At 40.2% G+C, this 20,514-nt stretch carries 18 protein-coding genes; 8 read left to right on the top strand and 10 right to left on the bottom strand.

The features are described from left to right. Positions 1-6: 6 nt before the first annotated feature. Positions 7-1,458 carry an arylsulfatase gene (locus tag KZC02_RS19475; protein WP_221390221.1) on the bottom strand — a complete coding sequence of 484 codons (1,452 nt, stop codon included), beginning with the start codon at positions 1,456-1,458 and terminating at the stop codon, positions 7-9. Positions 1,459-2,113: 655 nt separating this feature from the next. On the opposite strand from KZC02_RS19475, the gene KZC02_RS19470 reads away from it, so the two are divergent. The 8 genes from KZC02_RS19470 (at position 2,114) to KZC02_RS19435 (ending at position 11,702) form a co-directional block, all read left to right on the top strand. Beyond that, a complete protein-coding gene (locus tag KZC02_RS19470; protein WP_221390220.1) occupies positions 2,114-3,172 on the top strand; it encodes a LacI family DNA-binding transcriptional regulator in 1,059 nt (352 codons plus the stop codon). 184 nt (positions 3,173-3,356) lie between these two features. Further along, the gene (locus KZC02_RS19465; RefSeq protein WP_221390219.1) at positions 3,357-4,361 is read left to right on the top strand and encodes a Gfo/Idh/MocA family protein; all 1,005 of its coding nucleotides are present in this window, start codon (positions 3,357-3,359) and stop codon (positions 4,359-4,361) included. A 69-nt stretch (positions 4,362-4,430) separates the two neighbouring features. Further along, positions 4,431-5,828 carry a Gfo/Idh/MocA family protein gene (locus KZC02_RS19460; RefSeq protein ID WP_221390218.1) on the top strand — a complete coding sequence of 466 codons (1,398 nt, stop codon included), beginning with the start codon at positions 4,431-4,433 and terminating at the stop codon, positions 5,826-5,828. Positions 5,829-6,221: 393 nt separating this feature from the next. Continuing rightward, positions 6,222-7,544, top strand: coding sequence for a sugar MFS transporter (locus KZC02_RS19455; RefSeq protein WP_221390217.1), 1,323 nt, complete (start codon positions 6,222-6,224; stop codon positions 7,542-7,544). Continuing rightward, the gene (nagA, locus tag KZC02_RS19450; protein WP_221390216.1) at positions 7,532-8,722 is read left to right on the top strand and encodes an N-acetylglucosamine-6-phosphate deacetylase; all 1,191 of its coding nucleotides are present in this window, start codon (positions 7,532-7,534) and stop codon (positions 8,720-8,722) included. Before KZC02_RS19455 ends, nagA begins: the two co-directional genes overlap by 13 nt. 74 nt (positions 8,723-8,796) lie before the next feature. Beyond that, complete coding sequence (locus tag KZC02_RS19445) at positions 8,797-9,582, top strand: glucosamine-6-phosphate deaminase (protein WP_221390215.1); 786 nt, start codon at positions 8,797-8,799, stop codon at positions 9,580-9,582. 91 nt (positions 9,583-9,673) lie between these two features. Then, a complete protein-coding gene (locus tag KZC02_RS19440) occupies positions 9,674-11,056 on the top strand; it encodes a putative oxidoreductase C-terminal domain-containing protein (protein ID WP_221390214.1) in 1,383 nt (460 codons plus the stop codon). A gap of 52 nt (positions 11,057-11,108) precedes the next feature. Next, the gene (locus tag KZC02_RS19435) at positions 11,109-11,702 is read left to right on the top strand and encodes a Uma2 family endonuclease (RefSeq protein WP_221390213.1); all 594 of its coding nucleotides are present in this window, start codon (positions 11,109-11,111) and stop codon (positions 11,700-11,702) included. Between the two features lie 140 nt (positions 11,703-11,842). Here the strand turns inward: KZC02_RS19435 and KZC02_RS19430 are convergent, their stop codons facing one another. The 9 genes from KZC02_RS19430 to KZC02_RS19390 all read right to left on the bottom strand — a co-directional run bounded on the left by KZC02_RS19430 (position 11,843) and on the right by KZC02_RS19390 (position 20,489). Then, the gene (locus tag KZC02_RS19430) at positions 11,843-12,121 is read right to left on the bottom strand and encodes a hypothetical protein (RefSeq protein WP_221390212.1); all 279 of its coding nucleotides are present in this window, start codon (positions 12,119-12,121) and stop codon (positions 11,843-11,845) included. Next, positions 12,114-12,410 (bottom strand): hypothetical protein, encoded by a 297-nt coding sequence (locus KZC02_RS19425; protein ID WP_221390211.1) that lies wholly within the window; start codon positions 12,408-12,410, stop codon positions 12,114-12,116. The genes KZC02_RS19430 and KZC02_RS19425 overlap by 8 nt, the downstream gene beginning before the upstream one ends. 583 nt (positions 12,411-12,993) lie before the next feature. Next, the gene (locus tag KZC02_RS19420; RefSeq protein ID WP_221390210.1) at positions 12,994-13,368 is read right to left on the bottom strand and encodes a hypothetical protein; all 375 of its coding nucleotides are present in this window, start codon (positions 13,366-13,368) and stop codon (positions 12,994-12,996) included. A gap of 154 nt (positions 13,369-13,522) precedes the next feature. Continuing rightward, positions 13,523-14,140, bottom strand: a complete 618-nt coding sequence (locus tag KZC02_RS19415; protein ID WP_221390209.1) for a hypothetical protein — start codon at positions 14,138-14,140, stop codon at positions 13,523-13,525. Between the two features lie 394 nt (positions 14,141-14,534). Then, on the bottom strand, positions 14,535-15,389 hold the full coding sequence (locus tag KZC02_RS19410; RefSeq protein ID WP_221395114.1) for an RHS repeat-associated core domain-containing protein: 855 nt from the start codon (positions 15,387-15,389) through the stop codon (positions 14,535-14,537). Positions 15,390-15,715: 326 nt separating this feature from the next. Further along, on the bottom strand, positions 15,716-16,084 hold the full coding sequence (locus KZC02_RS19405; protein ID WP_221390208.1) for a hypothetical protein: 369 nt from the start codon (positions 16,082-16,084) through the stop codon (positions 15,716-15,718). A gap of 197 nt (positions 16,085-16,281) precedes the next feature. After that, on the bottom strand, positions 16,282-16,674 hold the full coding sequence (locus KZC02_RS19400) for a hypothetical protein (protein WP_221390207.1): 393 nt from the start codon (positions 16,672-16,674) through the stop codon (positions 16,282-16,284). A gap of 47 nt (positions 16,675-16,721) precedes the next feature. Continuing rightward, positions 16,722-17,096 (bottom strand): hypothetical protein, encoded by a 375-nt coding sequence (locus KZC02_RS19395; protein ID WP_221390206.1) that lies wholly within the window; start codon positions 17,094-17,096, stop codon positions 16,722-16,724. A gap of 12 nt (positions 17,097-17,108) precedes the next feature. After that, on the bottom strand, positions 17,109-20,489 hold the full coding sequence (locus tag KZC02_RS19390) for a DUF6443 domain-containing protein (protein ID WP_221390205.1): 3,381 nt from the start codon (positions 20,487-20,489) through the stop codon (positions 17,109-17,111). Positions 20,490-20,514 lie beyond the last annotated feature (25 nt).

The following is a 20,514-nucleotide window of genomic DNA, read 5'->3' as shown; positions in this document are numbered from 1 at the left end:
TTTCAGTTAATTCGTCCCGGTATTCTCAAAAGGGAACAGTGCTGAAGAAACATGAGCATTGTTCATGATCTTTCCCAATTCCTTTGCTTTTTCCGGATATTTTGAAGTTAAATTGGTGGTTTCAGCCGGGTCTTTGGACAGATCGTAAAGCTCAACCGCACCTTCCGGATTTCCCGCCGCTTTCAGCCTTATTGCTTTCCAGTTACCCTGCCGGACTGCCTGTTTTCCGCCTTGTTCGTGAAACTCCCAATACAGATAATCATGCTTCTGCTGGGTTCCTTTTCCGGTAAGTGCAGAATTAAAGGAAATACCATCTATGTTGGAAGGAGATTTTGCTCCTGCCAATTCTGCAAATGTTGGCAATATGTCCCAGAACGCCCCTACATAATCATTGTTAGTTCCTGGTTTGATAACGCCCGGCCATCGCGCAGCAAAGGGCTCACGGATTCCGCCTTCATACAAATCACGTTTCACACCCTGAAAACCGCCGCTGCTGTTGAAAAATTTCGGATCTGCACCACCTTCTACATGCGGCCCGTTATCACTTGTAAAAATGACCAGCGTGTTTTTATCTAACCCCTTTTCTTTCAGTTTGGCTAATATCTGCCCAACATAAAGATCTAAACGTGAAACCATTGCGGCAAACGCGGCATGCGGATATTGCTGGGAGGCATAACCTCCATCGGTTGCATCTGGCCCGTAATCCTGTCCTTTATATGGTTTTTCGTTAAACTTACCTTTGTAATACTGAAAGATACTGTCCTCCGGAACGATCAGCTCGGCATGTGGTAAAATGTACGGTAAAAACAAAAAGAAAGGCTGTTTACCATCCCTGGAATCCACGAAATCAAGTGCCTGTTTCTGGATCAGATCCGGTGCATATTGTTTGTTATAAATCAGGTTCCGGTTAGCTTCCAACACCACTTTTTTACCATTATCCCAAAGGTGGTCCGGATAATACCGGTGCGCCAGGCTTTGGCAATTATATCCGTAAAATTGGTCAAAACCCTGTTTATTCGGATCTCCTGCCGAACCAACCGGGCCCAATCCCCATTTCCCGAAAGCTGCAGTTGCATATCCTGCTTTTTTCAGGATTTCGGCAACAGTCACAACAGAATCTGCAATGGGCTCCTGCCCTTCCGGCTCAACACTTTTGTTTCCCCGAATATAAGTATGGCCGGTATGCTGGCCGCTTAAAAGTGAGGAACGCGAAGGCGCACATACGCTGGTTCCGGCATAAAACTGATTGAATTTTACACCTTCCCTGGCCAAACGATCAATATTTGGTGTTTTGATCAATTTCTGGCCATTAAAACCAACATCTCCATATCCGAGATCATCGGCTAAAATGAAAATAATATTCGGACGTTGTGCTTTCGGATTCTGAGCTGAGAGATTAGACTGAAAAAAAATTGCAGTTAAAACAGTAATTAGGGTAAAAAATTGGTTTTTTTTCATTTTTAATCAGAATGTTATCACTCAACAAACATATTCAATTCGTAAAATCTACTCTTTTGATTGGGATGCAACCTGAATATCGCTGATGTAGATTTGAAATCGGATCAAATTAGGAATGACTACTTTTTATATGATTTTATTAACTTAGCTTCGTAAATGATTTAGTTACTAATACACATAATAATTCCACTTCTGATACCCTGCGACAGCCCATTCGGACAAGCATGATTGACAACCACCGAAAATCCGGCAAGTCCGTTTTGGCTGTCTCCCGGGTATCAGAAGTGGGTTATTTATTTCCTTAAAACCGTTTATAATAAAAAATAGGATTTAACATTTATTACAAGCAGTTATTAATCTACTTAATTGATAGACAAAGTAAATATATTGAAATTAAAGTAACAAGGCATTTTAAAATTAGTTGTCAGAAATTTTAATTGTTAATAAAAAAGGCATAAGTCAGAATAAGATTCTTTATCAAGATTGAAAGTGTGTTTTCCCACATCGCACAGGCAATTACCGATAGTGTTTTTATATCCGGGAAAAAATAACCTATATTTCAAAAATATATACAAAGCGGTCAGATTGAATACTGTTGCAATTCTTTCACTGTCATTTGTAATATCCTCAGGAACCTAAAATTCAAAATCCCTTCATGGAAAAAGACACTACCTATTTTGGTGTAAAAGAGATTGCACGCAGAGCCAATGTATCTATTGCCACCGTTGACCGCGTAATACATAACCGAACAGGCGTTTCGGAAGCAACCCGAAAAAAAATCAATGATATTATTATTGAACTTGATTACCAGCCCAACATACTAGCCAGCAGGCTTGCATCCCGCAAGACGATAACTTTTGCCATACTGATTCCCAAAGTTTCAGAAGAAACCGATTTTTGGGAGGCGCCTTTGCGTGGTATTATGCGTGCTGATGCAGAAATCAAGAAATATGGAGTGGTTGTACAAACATTTTTGTTTGACCTGAATGATAAAGACTCGTTCAACTTACAGGCTGAACAAATTCTGAAAGCGCACTTCAATGCAGTGATGCTTGCACCTTCTTTTATTGACGAAGCCAAGGTATTTATCAGCGAATGTAACAAACAGAAAATCCCTTATGCATTCATTGATTCGAGTGTTCCCGGCCAGAACAATCTTTGTTACATCGGTCCGCACCTGTTTCAAAGTGGTTATGTTGGTGCAAAACTGCTGACTTACCGTTTGAGAAAAGATTATAAAGTATTGGTTGTCAATATTTCGAAAGAAGCTGACAGTTATAATTATTTACAGATAGAAGAAGGATTCCGGTCTTATTTACGGGACCATAACCAGCCGAATGAAATTTTAAGGATTGATATTCATGATACAGATACGCTGTCGGTTGCCAGGGAATTAACACAATTATTACACGGCCACCAGGACATTGAAGCAATTTTCGTGACCAACTCACGCGTGTCCGCAGTAGCATCTTTTCTCAAAAACAGTAAACGGACAGATATATCATTAATCGGCTATGACTTTTTAAAAGAGAATATCAATTATCTCAACGAAGGATATATCGATTTCCTGATTTGCCACAAACCCGAAGAGCAAGGTTACAGGGGATTGATGGCACTTTACCAGACACTTGTGCTTGGTTCACCTGTCGAAAAAGTACATCTCATGCCAATTGATATTATCACCAAAGAAAACCAGGCATTCTATCAGAATTAAGTTTTTAATAAAAGCTGATTTTGTCTGATTTATCAATATAAATCATTACTTATCTTATCTTATGCAAAATATTCGAGAAACATATTGAACAAAATGAAGTAATAAAAAATTATAATCGTAAGTTTACGGGTACGCACCCGAAAGTTGTTACTGCTATTCCTAAACTCTTTATTTATTACTTAAAATGAATCATTTCAACAGACGGAAATTTATCAGTGCAGCAATTGCCGGTGGTGTCGGAATCAGTCTGTTGGATAGCCTGCCATCTATGTCCAATAATGCCAACGGTAAAAGAGTTGGCATTATTGGCCTGGATACTTCACATAGTACCGCATTTGCAAAAGCACTTAATTCTGAGAAGCCAGATCCCGTTTATGACGGTTACCGCGTTGTGGCTGCTTATCCGTATGGCAGCAAAGACATCGAATCAAGTGCTAAAAGAATCCCCGGTTATATTGAAGAAGTAAAAAAATCAGGCGTTGAAATTGTTAGTTCTATTCAGGAATTACTCACCAAAGTGGACGTAGTTATGCTGGAAACAAATGATGGCCGTTTGCATTTGGAACAGGCATTGGAAGTTTTCAAATCGGGCAAAAGAATGTTTATCGACAAACCTGTTGCTGCTTCTTTATCTGATACTATCGCCATTTACAAAGCTGCCGAAAAGTATAAAATTCCCGTTTTTTCTGCTTCTTCTCTCCGTTACATCAAAGGAATTGAAGCAATAGATAAAACCAAAGTGCTTGGAGCTGATACGTTCAGCCCGGCGACGCTGGAAAAAACACACCCCGATTTATTCTGGTACGGCGTTCATGGAGTTGAAACATTATATACGGTAATGGGAACAGGCTGCAAAAGTGTGACCAGAGTAAGCACGCCGGATACGGATATTGTAGTAGGCATGTGGGCAGACGGGCGGGTCGGTACATTTCGTGGTACACGCACAGGAAAACACGATTATGGCGGAACAGTTTTCACCCGGAACGGAAATCTGATTCTTGGTCCGTACGGAGGTTACGAACCACTTCTTGTTGATATTATAGCGTATTTCAAAACCGGGAAAGTGCCGGTTACGCCAGAGGAAACAATAGAAATATTTGCCTTTATGGAAGCCGCCGACGAAAGCAAAAGACAAGGCGGTAAAAATATTACACTGGAAAGTGTGATGGAAAAAGCAAAGAAAAGATAATTGTTAAAATCTGCTGTTACATTTTATAATTGAACTTGTAAAATCCCCTTTACATCAATTTTTTGTTGCATGAAAAATACTCAGAACTTCTCAAACAGTGATTCCCGCAGTGACGACTCCCGGAGTAGCGACTCCCGGAGAGGCTTTATAAAAAAATCACTGGCCGGAACAGCACTCTTTTCAATTGGTGGAATTTTGCCTGGTTTTAGTCCGAAAAGTTATGCAAAGATCATTGGGGCCAATGAAAAAGTAAGGGTTGGAATAATGGGTGTTAACAGCCGTGGGCTCGCACTTGCCGGCAATTATGCCTTACAACCGAATTGTGAAGTGGTTTCCATTTCCGACGTAGATTCACGTGCTGCTGAAAAATGTATTACAACCGTAGAAAGTATTCAAAAATCCAAGCCGCAAAATATTCCTGATTTCAGGAAGGCATTGGAAAATAAAGACATGGATGCGCTGGTTATAGCCGCACCAGACCACTGGCATGCACCTGCGGCAATTCTGGCATCCAAAGCGGGCAAACACGTCTATCTTGAAAAGCCATGCAGCCACAATCCATATGAAGGAGAACTGCTCGTTTCGGCTGCAAACAAATATAAGAATGTGATTCAGATGGGTAACCAGCGCCGTTCCTGGCCGAATGTTGCAGCCGCTATTAAAGAAGTGCATGATGGTATGATCGGGCGTACATATTTTGTCAAAGGCTGGTACACCAACAACAGGGCTTCCATCGGGATTGGTAAAGAAACAGCGGTTCCTTCCTGGCTGAACTATGATTTGTGGCAGGGTCCTGCTCCGCGGAAAATTTACAAAGACAATCTGATACATTACAACTGGCACTGGCTCTGGAACTGGGGAACCGGTGAAGCGCTGAATAACGGTACGCACATGCTGGATCTAATGCGCTGGGGATTGCAGGTCGATTATCCCACACGCGTTACTTCGTCGGGTGGAAGGTTCCGCTACAAAGACGATTGGGAAACACCGGATACACAAGTTATCAATATCGAATTCGGCAATAATACTGCCATGACCTGGGAAGGCCGGAGCTGCAATGGAAGAACAATAGAAGGAAGCAGCGTTGGAGTCGTTTTTTATGGAGAAAAAGGTTCTTTACAAATAGGTGAAGGAAATACATACAATGTTTTTGACCTGGACAATAAGCTGGTAAAAGAGGTCAAAAATGATTTTGTGATCGATCCAAGAAATAAAATGAATCCTTCACAGGGGCTTGATGCATTGCATATCCAGAATTTCTTTGAAGCAATAAAAAAAGGAACGTCTCTGAATTCCGGAATAGTTGGCGGACATCAGAGTACATTACTGGCACAATTAGGAAATATTGCAATCAGGTCTGGCGAAACTTTACACATAGACCCGTCCAACGGACATATTAAAAATAATAAGGAAGCTCAAAAATTGTGGAAACGGGAATACGAAAAAGGATGGGAACCAACAATCTAAAAAATATAATTTACCCATAGCCTGAAAGGCTTTAATACCTCAACCCAGGGTAACGCCCTGGGAATAAACAATGCCTGAAAAGCTCTGATAATTCAACCCAGGGTAACGCCCTGGAAAAACAATGCCTGAAAGGCTTTAATACCTCAACCCAGGGTAACGCCCTGGAAAAACAATGCCTGAAAGGCTCTGATAACTCAACCCACGGTAACGCCCTGGGAAAAACAATGCCTTAAAGGCTTTAATGTTTCAACCCACGGTAACGCCCTGGGAATAAACAATGCCTGAAAGGCTTTAATACCTCAACCCAGGGTAACGCCCTGGGACTGAAAAGCCATAGTACATCAACCCAGAGTTACGCCCTGGGAATCCAGCATTATACTAATTCCAGCATCAATGAAAAACATATCCTCAGCAATCAAAGTTGAAAGCCTTACCAAACGGCAGACTACTTTGTCGATCTTTCTGATCGGCGTAATGTTTTTTATTTTTGGCTTTGTTTCCTGGGTTAATTCTATCCTGATTCCCTACTTTAAAATCGCATGCGAACTCAGCAGTTTTCAGGCTTATCTGGTCGCATTTGCCTTTTACATAGCTTACTTTGTGATGTCCGTGCCTGCTTCCTATTTACTAAAATCGGTAGGATTCAAAAAAGGCATGATGATTGGTTTCTGGTCAATGGCTTTGGGCGCATTTATTTTTGTTCCGGCTGCTATGTCCCGCACCTATGAAATTTTCCTTCTGGGGCTTTTTATGATCGGGATAGGATTAGCTATTTTACAGACTGCTGCAAACCCGTACATTACCATTTTAGGACCCAAGAAAAGCGCCGCCCAGCGAATCAGTATCATGGGTATTTGTAATAAGGCTGCCGGAATTTTATCACCAATTATTTTCGCAGCCGTCATTTTGCGCCCGACTGATACCGCACTTTTTGCACAGCTGAGTTCGATGACTGATCTTGAAAGAAGTATGGCGCTGGATGAACTGATCCGACGGGTAATTAATCCATATATCGGACTAGGCATTTTTCTGTTCGTACTTGGCTTTCTTGTTTACTATTCTCCCCTGCCCGAAATTGATACTGAACACGAGAATGAAAACCTGGCAACTGCCAATGCCGGCAAAACCAGTATTTTGCAATTTCCACATTTGATCCTGGGTGCACTGGCAATTTTTTTACACGTTGGTACACAAGTCATTGCCATTGATACTATCATAGGGTATGCCAATTCGATGGGAATAGATCTGCTCGAAGCCAAGGTTTTTCCGTCTTATACGCTCTTTTGTACAATTTGTGGTTATCTGATCGGAATTACGCTTATACCAAAGTTTATCAGCCAGGTCAATGCACTGAGATTCTGCACAATACTGGGAACCATTTTTACGCTGCTGATCCTGTTTACAAAAGGGCAAATAAGTTTTTTAGGTCATCAGGCCGACATTTCAATATGGTTTGTTGTCCTGCTCGGACTTGCCAATTCATTGGTATGGGCCGGAATCTGGCCACTTGCACTGGACGACCTGGGAAGGTTTACTAAGTTAGGCGCATCTATAATGATCATGGGACTGTGCGGAAATGCTATTATGCCTTTGTTTTATGGCTATTTTGCAGATGTGTATAATGTAAAACAGGCTTATTGGGTGCTCATTCCCTGTTATCTGTATCTGGTTTTTTATGCTGTAAAAGGACACAAATTAAGAAAATGGGGAAACTGAAAATTATCAACGGGACCATCATTACACCTTATCGTTACATCCGTAACGGGACTGTACTGGTTGAAAATGGAATTATCGTTGGTCTACAGGAAGGTAATGCCGATTTTCCGGACGCGGTAGTAATTGATGCCGGCGGAAAATATATTTCTCCGGGCTTTATTGATATACATATTCACGGTGGCGGCGGTTATGATTTTATGGACGGTACTGAGGAAGCTTTTCTGAAAATTGCTGAATTACATGCCAGATACGGAACAACCGCTATGGTTCCAACCACGCTTACGAGTGAAAAAGAAGATTTGCTAAAAACCCTGGATATTTACGAATCTGTAAAAAAGAAGAATCTGAAAGGATCACAGTTTTTGGGAATGCATCTGGAAGGGCCGTACTTCGCTGTAAGTCAGCGCGGTGCACAGAACCCCCGTTATATCCGTAATCCTGATCCGAACGAATACGAAGAGATACTGGCATATTCTTCGTCCATTGTGCGATGGAGCGCAGCACCTGAACTTCCCGGTGCTATACCATTTGGAAAGCGTTTACGAGAAGAAGGAATATTGGCCGCGGTTGCTCATACAGACGCAATTTATGAAGAAGTACTGGAAGCATATGAAAATGGCTATTCTCTGGCAACGCATTTATATTCAGCCATGTCAGGTGTGACCCGGAAAAATGCTTTTCGTTTTGCCGGAACTATTGAAAGTGCTTTTTTACTGGATATGGATGTAGAAATTATCGCTGATGGTGTTCATCTTCCAGCACCATTATTGAAATTGATTTATAAAATTAAAGGCGCTGACCGAATAGCTTTGATCACTGATGCCATGCGTGCAGCCGGAATGCCGGAAGGAGAAAGTGTACTTGGCCCGTTGAAAACAGGATTAAAAGTAATAGTGGAAGACGGCGTTGCCAAGTTACCTGACCGTACGTCATTTGCAGGAAGTGTTTCTACTGCTGACCGGCTGGTTAGAAATATGGTTAAAATGGCGGATGTTTCCCTCCTGGATGCTGTAAGAATGATGAGCATTACACCGGCAAGAATTATGGGAGCCGACAATCGGAAAGGATCTCTGATAGCTGGCAAAGATGCTGATATTGCGATTTTTGACGAAAATATAAATATTGAAAAAACCATCATCGGCGGACGGGTTGTATATGATTCTTTGAGTCCTGAGTAAGTATTAGCAACAAAATAAAACTCAACAGAACTCAGTGTTTAACCTTGTGTACTCCGCGTTTAAATCCTCAAAACATGAAAATTGACAACTTAAAAATAAAGATTTTTGAAACCCGGCAGGAAATGGGAAAAGCCGCTGCCAGAATGGTGGCTGAGAAAATCCGGGAATTGCAGGAAATACAAAAAAATATAAATATCATATTTGCCTCTGCTCCTTCCCAGAATGAATTTCTGGCTGCATTGGGTTTGGAAAAAAATATTTACTGGAAGCAGGTAAATGCTTTCCACATGGACGAATATGTAGGTCTTCCTGATGACGCATCACAAAATTTTGGCAACTTTTTAAAAGTAAAATTGTTTGACAAAATTCAGCTCAATAATATTTTCTATATCAACGGGAACGCTACCGAAATTGAAGCCGAGTGCAGCCGTTATGCACAATTACTGACAGAATACCCTTCTGATATTATTTGTATGGGAATTGGGGAAAATACCCATATTGCTTTCAATGATCCATTTATTGCGAATTTCAATGATCCGCTTTTGGTAAAAAAGGTAGAACTTGATCTTGCAAGCCGCCAGCAGCAGGTAAACGACAAATGTTTTGATTTGCTGAATGAAGTTCCTCAATATGCTATTACACTAACAGTTCCGGCACTTGTAAAGGCAAAATATGCTTATTGTATGGTACCTGGCGAGAAAAAAGCCCAGGCTATTTATCATACGGTAGCAGAAGCGGTCAGTGAAGAGTTCCCTTCTACGATTTTAAGAAATCACCCCGAAGCTGTTTTATTTATTGACGGTGACAGTTCAGGGAAATTAGGCAAAATATCGTCGCACAATAAAGCAATGGATTTATAATTTTAGCTTTCAACTCAACAAGCTAAAAAATAAATTAAAAATGAATCAATAATTAAAGTAAATATTGCTGCCGACTTTTAACGCAAATCAAATGAAGGGAAAATTGTTTATGATGGCTCTTACGGGCGTACTTGCTTTGAATCAGGGATGTAATCAAAAGAATGAAGAAGAGAAAAAATCGGATAAACCATTGAGTCTTGTGGTGGTGGAACCTGGTCATTTTCATGCTGCTCTGGTACAAAAATCTATGTACGCCGACGTTGATTCTGTTGTACATGTCTATGCAACCCAAGGCCCGGATGTGAAGGCATATCTTGATAAAATAGAAAAATACGATACCCGCACAGAAGATCCGACACACTGGAAAGAAGATGTGTATATGGGGCCTGATTTCTTTGACAAAATGATTTCAGAGAAGAAAGGGAATGTAGTTGTACTAGCTGGAAACAACCAAAAGAAAACGGATTTTATTAAAAAATCAGTAGACGCGGGATTGAATGTATTCGCTGATAAACCAATGGCGATTGACATTGAAGGTTTTGATAAATTAAAGGAAGCTTTTGCAAGTGCAGAGAAAAACAAAGTGCTTTTGTACGATATCATGACGGAGCGTTATGAGATTACCAACGCATTACAGCGTGAACTGGCTTTATTACCGGACATTTTTGGGGAATTGCAAAAGGGAACGCCAACCAATCCAGCAGTGGTAAAAGAAAGTGTACACCATTTTTTCAAATATGTATCGGGAGAACCCCTGGTACGGCCAACCTGGTTTTTCGATGTTAACCAGCAGGGAGAAGGAATGGTAGATGTAACCACACATTTGGTTGACCTGGTGCAATGGAGCTGTTTTCCTAATGTTTCCCTTGATTATAATAATGATATTAAACTATTGTCTACCAAACGTTCAGCAACGAAAATTACGCCGTCGCAATTTAAGCTTGTCACAAAAAGTGAAACCTATCCTGAATTCCTGAAAAAAGATGTAAAGGACAGCACTTTGAATGTTTATTCCAATGGCGAGCTCAATTACACATTAAAAGGAGTTCACGCCAAGGTATCTGTTATCTGGAATTTTCAGGCCCCTGAAGGAACCGGTGATACCCATTATTCGATTATGAAAGGATCCAAAGCCAATCTGATCGTTCGTCAGGGAAAAGAGCAGAAATACAAGCCGGTTTTATATATAGAAACAACGAATAAAAGCAAAACTTATGAAGATGCAGTTGCAGCCAGTTTCAGATCGGTACAGGGAAAATATCCGGGTATTGAGCTGAAGAAGAATCCGGCCGGCTGGGAAATTAGCATTCCAGCCAAATATGACACCGGTCACGAATCCCATTTTGCACAAGTTGCCAATAAATATATGGAGTATCTGAAAGCCGGAAAATTGCCGGAATGGGAAGTGCCAAATATGATTGCCAAGTATTATACAACAACTACGGCACTGAAAATGGCGAAGGAAAAGAAATAAGTTTTGAAAGCCCGGTTATGAGTACATTTGTTTCTCAAAACCGGGCTTTTCTATGATTATCACGAATTTCGACGACCTTGATCTTTCCGCAACTTATACTTATGCAGATTATCTTAAATGGCAGTTTGATGAAAGGGTTGAGCTGATCAAAGGAAAGATATTCAGAATGTCTCCGGCTTCGGCGACCAGGCACCAATTATATGTTGGAGAAATTTATCGTCGTTTAAGTAATCATCTTTACCGAAGTTCCTGTAAAGTTTTTGTTTCCCCTTTCGATGTAAGATTGACCCCATTGAAAAAGGAAGATTCAAGCAAAATACATACTGTTGTACAGCCAGATGTTTGTGTGGTATGCAATCCGGAAAAGATCGATTCCAAAGGTTGTATTGGTGCACCCGATCTGGTAGTAGAAGTATTATCACCCGGAAATACGACCCGGGAGATGAACGAAAAGTTTGAGATCTACCAGGAAAACGGTGTTCTTGAATATTGGCTGGTTGAACCCAATGACAAAATTGTACTGGTTTATATACTCAATGAGTCAGGTCAGTACATTGGACTGAAACCTTTTACAGAATCAGAAACCCTCCAATCCAGATCGATTGAAGGGTTTCAGGTTTTAGTTAAAAATATTTTTGATGTCTAACGCAGATCCACTACTTCTACACCGGGGTACTGCTTTTAATTAGTATCGTAACTGACCTGCATGAACTGAATCCCCCGTTCCTAGAAATAACGTTACCAAAGGGATAGTAATCCAAAAGCTGCAAAATCTTTCCCGCTACATCAAATACAAGTGGAGCGCCACCCCGGCCTCACATTCCCCAAATGATCTTGCAGAAAATAACTGAATTTGAGTGTATCAGAAGCAGCAGAAGGTAGAACTTTTGCCATTTGTACCTGGCCCGACGTGGTTGCTGCTCTCTTGAATGTATTAGCCGCATCATATTCAAATATTCCGGCAAATTTGACCGTCAAAGTATCTGCCACATACTTATGTTTGTTCCCAACTGCGTCGTAATCATAGGCCAGTACTTTTGTACTGATGGCTACTGTTTTAGGCAAATTTAGCCGGGCCGACGCTTCGGTAATTATAAGTTAGTGCAGCTCCCCGGTTCCCATCTGAAATCATGTTTCCGCCTGTATCATATAGATAACTACTGGAACCAATTTTTACTCCTGTGTTACTTGTTGATCCATCGTTGACTGCCTTAAGTCGATTACCCAAGTAAGAATATATCAGATTGTCAACGACATTCCCATACCGTTTCAAGGTTAGAATATTTCCGTTCTTATCGTATTTAATATTGTCCTCCTTATCTGCATAACTGTTCAGGCCTGCGCTTCCAAGCAAGCGATTAGCACCGTCGTAAGTGAACCATACAGTATCATTTTAGGTTATCTGGCCACAAAATCAGTAAAATGTTACCGTTGTGTAACTATTTGATTTGAATGAGCGAAAAATTGCGCATATGAGTGCGGACGGTAACAATTTGAACAACTATAAGTCGCTCGCAGAGGTGCACCATTAAGTCTAAGTTGTGGAGAAATTCTAATTCGAAAGAACTGAATCAGCCTTAAACCCGTCTACTACCCAATAGGACTAATTCGCTTATTCGCTAAATGCCCTCACATTGGTGTCCAACCAAATCTGAATCATTTTTTCAATATCAAAGGTGGTCAATGGTATTATTTTACCGTTTATCGAAACAAAAAGGTGTAGCCTATGCTGCAATAAAGCACTCAAAATCTGGACGTATCAATCAACGGAATAGATTTTCTAATTCGTCATGTTGGTATGGTATTGACTTGTGCTTTAAATCCCACAGCTGTCAAATACATTAACGAAACGAATATTCTCTTGTTTACCATCTATATTTAGACGCAGTTTAGTTGCAGTCGAACATGAACCGCGATTGCGTAGCTAAAAATCTGATTTAGACCTTCTGACTACTTGCATAATCCCAACAATTGAATAAGTCTCTCCATATCTGTGTTAGGGATAGGAAAAAAAGCCCATTATACCCGACGTATTTTTTATCGTAATTAATATAATATTTGTTCCTCGTCATCTTAAAATCGATTGAAACACGTCTATCATAATCCTCCAATTTCACCCCATTTCTTTTACGAGTTGCTTCTAAAATATCAAAAGACTCAGTTACAGAGTTCTTGTCAATAATTTTCTTTTCTTTTACAAAGTTTCGGGATGTTGCTTTATGCTGATCAAAAGCATCCTCAGTAATGGGTATGCTGGTGGTGGTATAAAAAGACATACATTTAACTTTCACACTCGCAGGCTTTTCTTTCAAACCAATGCAGGAGCAAAATAATAACAGTATAATTAATGATCTAAATACTTGCATTTTATTTACGAGGTTTGAATTTAGGTATACTTCCGGGCACTGGCATAAACAATCTAGAGCTCCCTTTTGTCCGGCACCTCTAAACCCTGATATTAAACTGTCAAAATATATTTAATACTTTGCTCTTGTCGTTATACCGACTAAATATCTTTGTCGAATCTGATACTCTTTTTAGCTTTTCCCATTTTCGCTGTTGAGAATTATATATTTTTATTCCCCTTTTTGTGATTTTTAATGACTGGTCATTAATTGCTTTATAATAGAAATAGACATCGCTAAACTCAACTTCAATCAAAAATTTAACTCCATTTTTTCTTTCGGGTACGTGTATATTTGTTGTTAACGGAAGAGAGATCATAGTGTTTGTTACAATTTTAGGCTCTTTAATAAAAATAAAATATAAATTTTCTACCGGTAAATCTGTCGAAAAATCCGAAAGACTGTCACAACTTATTGTGCACAATTTTGAGTCTTTTATAAAAACTCTGCATTTGTAATTTGCCAGGCTTTTACTGCCATCAATTGTTAATTTGAGAGATATAATATTTTTCATCTTATACCCACTGCTTAGAGTAGTTACCTTCATCGGTATACTAGTACTCTTTATATCACTGTTCAGTCTAAGTGTTTTTTTGCTTGCTCTAAGCCATTTTCCAACTGATTGCTGATATAAATGCAAAGATCTATATTCAAAAATAAAACTACAATCCTGTTTCAATTGTAGGTAGTTCGGGTTATTCTTGGACATGTATTTCCCTATAATTATGTTTTTGGTTGTGCAGCCGCATAACAGAAGCCCGAAAGCAATAATTTTATATGATTTCATGGGGATCAGCTTTCATTAACCTTGCACATTTCATGTCTTACCAAAAGTCCATCGGAATAGAACTATAATATTTATCACTAAGTAAATTGCTGCGATCCTGAGAATAAAAATTAAATTCTTCAATAAATGACGCTTGTCCGCAATAGCTTCGGTCACCTTGTTTGACATCTCGTAAGGCTCAATCTCGTATTTGAGAGAAACATAAGAATCAATTAAACCCAATATTAACAGCACCAAAAACACAATTGAAATTGCAATCCAAATTTTGAAAATAGTCTTCATTATATTAATTTTTTGTTTGTTCTTTGGGAGAAACTACTTCTTGAACTCTTACTGTGCCACTTCCGAAAGGCGAATTAGCTTGCCAATTTAGCAATGCTTGCAATGACGCCGGGATAATGAAACGAATGGTCTCTTGTTTGCCACTTTTATTTGGGCGCTGTCGAGTTGCACTGGAACCAGAACTGTTTAGCGCATCACTAACACAAGTCGTGCAATTATTACTCAATAGCCGATATTCGCTTACTACATGAGCTCTTGGATCTCCTTTATACCTCCCTTCATCAGGTTTTTGATCAGTGGAGTTAAATTGACCGTCCATTTCTCGTTGGACTGCTTCGTCAGTGACATCCATTATTTGAAAAATAGTTCCACCAGTAGCATCCAATTTTTCCTTATTAAATTCTTCCGCGTCCTTCCCTTTAAATTTTAGTAAAACGCCAGGCCCATTTGAAATCGTACTGACACCGTGCCATTCTTCGTCTATTCCTCCATATCTACCAAAGCTGAACACAGTCATATTTTTGCCCTCACCTGTACTCAACCACGCATGTCCAGCTACAGAAGTTTCTGTATATACTCTAACAGTATCTCCCTTAGGATCAGTGTAGACTAGTGGATTATTTAGGCAATAAACATACGGACTAGAGTACATATACTTTTCTGCTTTTCTATCGACTGAACCCCATCTACCAATCTCTGGCATATACATTCTAGCCCCATAATCAACAAATCCGCTTCCAACCTGCAACTCCTTAGAGTTGTATAATTTACGATTTATTCCATTCCTGGCATTTGTTGGTAAAGTACCATCTCTCGAGATTACGCCACCAAAGGGATAATAATCTGAAAGCTGTAAAATCTTTCCAGCCTCGTCAAATACAAGTGGAGCGCCACCCCGGCCTCACATTCCCCAAATGGTCTTGCAAAAAGTAACTGAATTTAAGCGTATCAGAAGCAGGGGACGGCAATACTTTGGCCATTTGCACCTGGCCGGATGCCGTTGCAACTCGTTTAAATGTGTTAGCCGCGTCAGTTTCTATTCAATACATTAAATCTCGACTATCCTGAAGGCCATTGTTAGCGTCTCTTCTATGAGAAATTTCGTCATAAGACCTGCCAGTATCATTACAACTTGCTCGATGCTTAAATCTAAACTCCGAACCATGTCGATTACTCTTTTTCTGATTATTCAACACTTATCTTATTCTTAAACTGCCTTATTTTTGGTTTTAATTCGCACCCTTCAATAATGATATTTCTTCCATCTGCAAGGTTTATCTCAAAAATGGATTCAATTTGATTCCTATTTATTTTTACAAGAAGCTTCTTACTGCCAATAAAAGGTAACCTCTTCTCGTTTTTGTCCGCGATAACCACAAGTTCATTCGACTTTGTAAAGTGGTAGGTACTTGCATATGTCAACCCTGTTACAAAATCTGACGTTATTGAGATCTTGTCAAAAACTTTTTCATTATTTATAGAGAGGGTGACTGTGTCTTGTTTAAAACAGGAGGTAAATGCAACAGCGAAAGAAATATTTTTCTGTATTTTCATTTTGCTATCTACACAAGCGGTCAACTGGAAGATTAACATGAGTTTTAAAAATCGCATTTTTATAAATAATTTTTGTTTGACTCTGTATAATGCGGGTATACGAAGCCGGTTTTTCCCGATTCCGAGTCTTAAAATTCATAAACCTGCATGAAAATTTGCCAATTTTTCAAGGTGTAAAGAATTGAAATGCACCAAAATCAATAATAGTCTCTCAGTACATTAGAATAAGTTGCAGCTATACGATCATTGAATTTTGTTAAATAATAATATCTGTATCCACTCAGCGGTTTGATGGTATACTTTTTCTTACCTATTTCGATAAGAATGAATTGCCCATTTTTTAAAGGATCTATTTTACAAATTTCCTCAGCCGCCGCTAGCTTTTTAAGAGTTGATACATACTTCCTGAAAATGATCTTTCCCTGATAACTCACGGTAACAGTATCTTGAAAACTTTGCTCAAAATATAAGTAGTACTTACGATTTTTTGGATTTACTATACTTCTTTCATCAGAATCTCGTGAAAGTCGTATGAATTCACCACATCCTAGCGCAAGAATTACCATTATCGTAATCATGTATATTTTCATAGTGATAAATCCTTCAATTTTATACTTTATTTAGTAATAATCGCGCCCTATATTTGAATATGTTGCACCAAGTTTGTTATTAGTGAAAGAAAAAAATAGTATTTAAAATCAGGCTTTGGCTTTAATTGAAAATGCTTACTGCCTATTTTCAAATACACCAACTGTCCCTTCTTGATTGAATCTATCACGCAGTATTCCCTTGCTACTGCATATCTTTTAACTGTTTGAACGTATTTGTCGAAAATTACTTTATTCCCATACGTAATTTTGATTGAATCTGCGAAATACTGCTCAAAATAGAATCGATACTGCCTGTTATGCATATTTGAGCTATTGTCTTTATCAATATCTCTAATAAGAGGAACGACATTTCTGCAACCTATAAGTATTGCGGCAAATAAAACCATTTCTATCTTTTTCATCTGAAATATTATTTACTGTTCTTCACTGGCTTCGCCATTAACTTTTCCGCCGTTTATGTTATTCAGTATGACTTGTAATTGACCAGCGGTAATCGTATTGGCATTTTCGGGCTTTTTTCGTACATCTTTCATAAGTAATCCATTAATGACTGCCGTTCCATAAATCATTATGTTTGAATAAATATTTTTTGCTGTGTTGCCTGTAGTTGTTAGGCTAAAAGTACCATTTCCGTTGTCCGTTGTCTTTAATTCGGTATCCAAAATTTTGTTATTGGACACCGTTTTACCATTCCCATCTCTATATACATCCGTCGGATGCCCTAATCCTGCGTTGTGTAATAACTCGTGAACAGCACCGTTGGCTACCGTCCCAACTGATTTATCAATTATATTTCCATTTTTAAAGTCATTATTAGTGGTAATTGCCACACCTTTGCCTCCAACTCCCGCCGCATTGTCTTCTCCCTTATCTATTACTCCAACAGTTAGTGTAGCATTATCATCATAATCAACTTGGCCTCTATATGAATTATTAGCGCTACCGATGACTTCGTTAAAAGTACTTTGAATATTTCTTTTTATCTCAACAACGCGCTGCTCACTTGCCTTTGACGAATTTTCAAATTTTACATTTGCGCCAATTGTGATTGTTCCACTTTTATCCACTGTTCTATAAAATTCAAGTCCATCTAAATCTATTCCGTCAATAGGCCTGTTTTCAGCATAATTATATGTTCCATTATGAGCATACTTGTCTGCCAAAACGTCTGTACTTAAAAAACGGGCAAGCATAGGGTCGTAAAATCGTTTGGTAATATCAATATATCCTGAACCAATTTGAGTTTCTTTCCCGTTAAACTGATATCGGTTCACACCATTCCTTGCATTAGCAGGCAAAGTACCATCTCTCGAGATTACGCCACCAAAGGGATAATAATCTGAAAGCTGTAAAATCTTTCCAGCTTCGTCAAACACAACCCTGACATTCCCCAAATGGTCTTGCAAAAAGTAACTGAATTTGAGCGTATCAGAAGCAGGGGACGGCAATACTTTGGCCATTTGCACCTGACCTGATGATGTCGTAACTCGTTTAAATGTGTTAGCCGCATCATATTCAAATATTCCAGCATATTTGACAGTCAATGTGTCCGCTACATACTTATGCTTGTTCCCACCTGCATCGTAATCATAGGCCAGTATTTTGGTTCCAATGGTTACCGTTTTTGGCAGATTCAAATAATTATAGGAAATCGTCGCCAACCGGTTTATATCATAGGTCATGTTTCCGTTCGGATCGTAGAAGTAGTTACCCAGGGTTCCAGTTTTAATACCGGTGTTATTGGTACTCGCATCATTGATCGTTTTCAAACGATTTCCCGTTCCTGTGTAACTATAAGTCAGGTCATCCACTACATTTCCATACCGTTTCAAAGTCAGGATATTTCCGTTCTTATCGTATTTGATATTGTCTTCCTTATCTGCATAACTGTTCAGGCCCGCACTTCCAAGCAAGCGGTTTGCACCGTCATAAGTGAAACTTAGACCAGCGCTAAATCCAGTTTCACCTTTGTTAAGCCATTGCATAGAATTGATATTGCCGTTTGAATATTGCTGTGCATACAAAACGTTGTTGTAGGTTAGGTTGAACGCATAGAAAGGCAGGTCTGTACCTGCGTTTTGCTGATACCAGGTTTTGGCATCCGTTAGCCACCCACGCATATTATTTGTATAATCGGTCCTACGCCGGTAATCACTTGCTTTTGTGCTATACCCATGAAACCATTTGCTTTGCAATTGACCAAGAATATTATACCGCTGAGCCAATGTGTAAGCTGTTTTTGTTTTACCGCCTACAGCAACGGTCTCTTTTACACTTAGTAACCTGTCAGCATGATCGTAACTGTTCACAGCAAGATGTGAATGTGCTGCGCCTCCCACCAGTTGTTCGGTTTTCTGTTCCGCCACCACTGCGGCCAGATCATATAAATATTTGGTAGAAACGCGTTCAATAGGACCGGCCCCCAAGTCGTACAATTCGCGGATTGTCTGTACCGGGCGGTATTCCACATCGTAATAGCTGGTGTTCACAAGCCAATTGCCAGCTGTCACGCTGGTTCCCGGCAGCATCCTTACCCGCCCGCCAGTGACCAGGGATTTCACCGTGCCCGCAGTCGGTGCAGGGTATCCCGCTACACCCGAAAAAGCCTGCGCACCAGGGAAACTATAATTGTCGTAATAGGTTACAGTCAGTACGTCCGTATCGGCGATCTGCGGGAAACCGGCAGCGGTTGCCACCGAGGTCAGGTTCAAGGTGTAGCCAAGTCCCGTTGTTGCCTGGTTGTTTTCGTGGCGGACCGTCACGAGGTCGTATTTGATCTGCCATTCAGCGCGGGTTTTGCCGGAAGAGATTTCCCCCGTCATCACAGGTCGGTTTAGCTCATCGAACTTGGTGAAAGCCCACACATTTCGAGCAGTTTGGTTCGCATCCCGCGACAGCACAGGCTGGTCAAATTTGCTATAAACGTATTCGGTGCTCCCTGCTCCGGGAATTTGTTTTTTGATAATCCGGCCCTGACTGTCATAATCATACAGAAAAGCAGAATTGGTCAACGATCCGTCATCCTGATAATTGGGCTGTAAAACGGCACGCAATAAACCCAGATCATCATAGACATAGTAAGTATATAAAATTACGGCTGCCGTTGCACCGGCTTGTTTCACAGCGGTAATACTTTTGCAAACAACCAACCCAAGCATATCTGTATACTCGTTGGTTTCCTGGTCCTGGTCATCCAGGTATTGAGTCCTTATCAAAGCACCGGCGGCATAGTCTCCCGGCGAGGTGATGGTATTCGTTGCCGGATTGTAATCATATCGCTTCACCTCCGTACCCGTGTTCACCTTGTATTTGACTGAACCTGACCTGCTTCTGGTTCCCGGTGCCTGCTGTGTTGAAGGGCGGCTCAATGGCGAAGGCTCGAAAATAGTTTCTGAATAAGGTCGTGATAAATCCTGAGTCGTGGTGGCAGTTGCCTGCAAACCGGCAGAATTAGCCAGATACCAGCTATCAACGTCTGCTGTTGCCGTGCTTTTATAAGACCCGTTTCCGGTAGCCACATAAGGCAGGTATTGCCTCGGGTTCCTTCCTGCTCCGTCGTAAGCTACCGGCGTGGCAATATCAGTTCCGTCCGGGCTTTGGCCAGCAATTACGTTTTGGAGTGGCCTGCCAAGTCCATCAATGTATCGAACCTGTGTCACAACTTTGCTGACATCGTTTACATCTGCCCCGGCGTTTTTGAATGTGCGGGAAATGATATAATTGCGCGTTTGTGTTTGCTGTGCCGAAACCGTATGAACCGCGATGAATAGAATAACGAAGACTATATATTTCATTTGAAAAATATTCAAAGTGTCAGTG

The sequence above is a fragment of the Dyadobacter sp. NIV53 genome (assembly GCF_019711195.1).
Taxonomy (GTDB): Bacteria; Bacteroidota; Bacteroidia; order Cytophagales; family Spirosomataceae; genus Dyadobacter.
The sequence above is the reverse complement of the archived record's forward strand: the minus strand, read 5'-3'. Positions and strand labels throughout refer to the sequence as shown.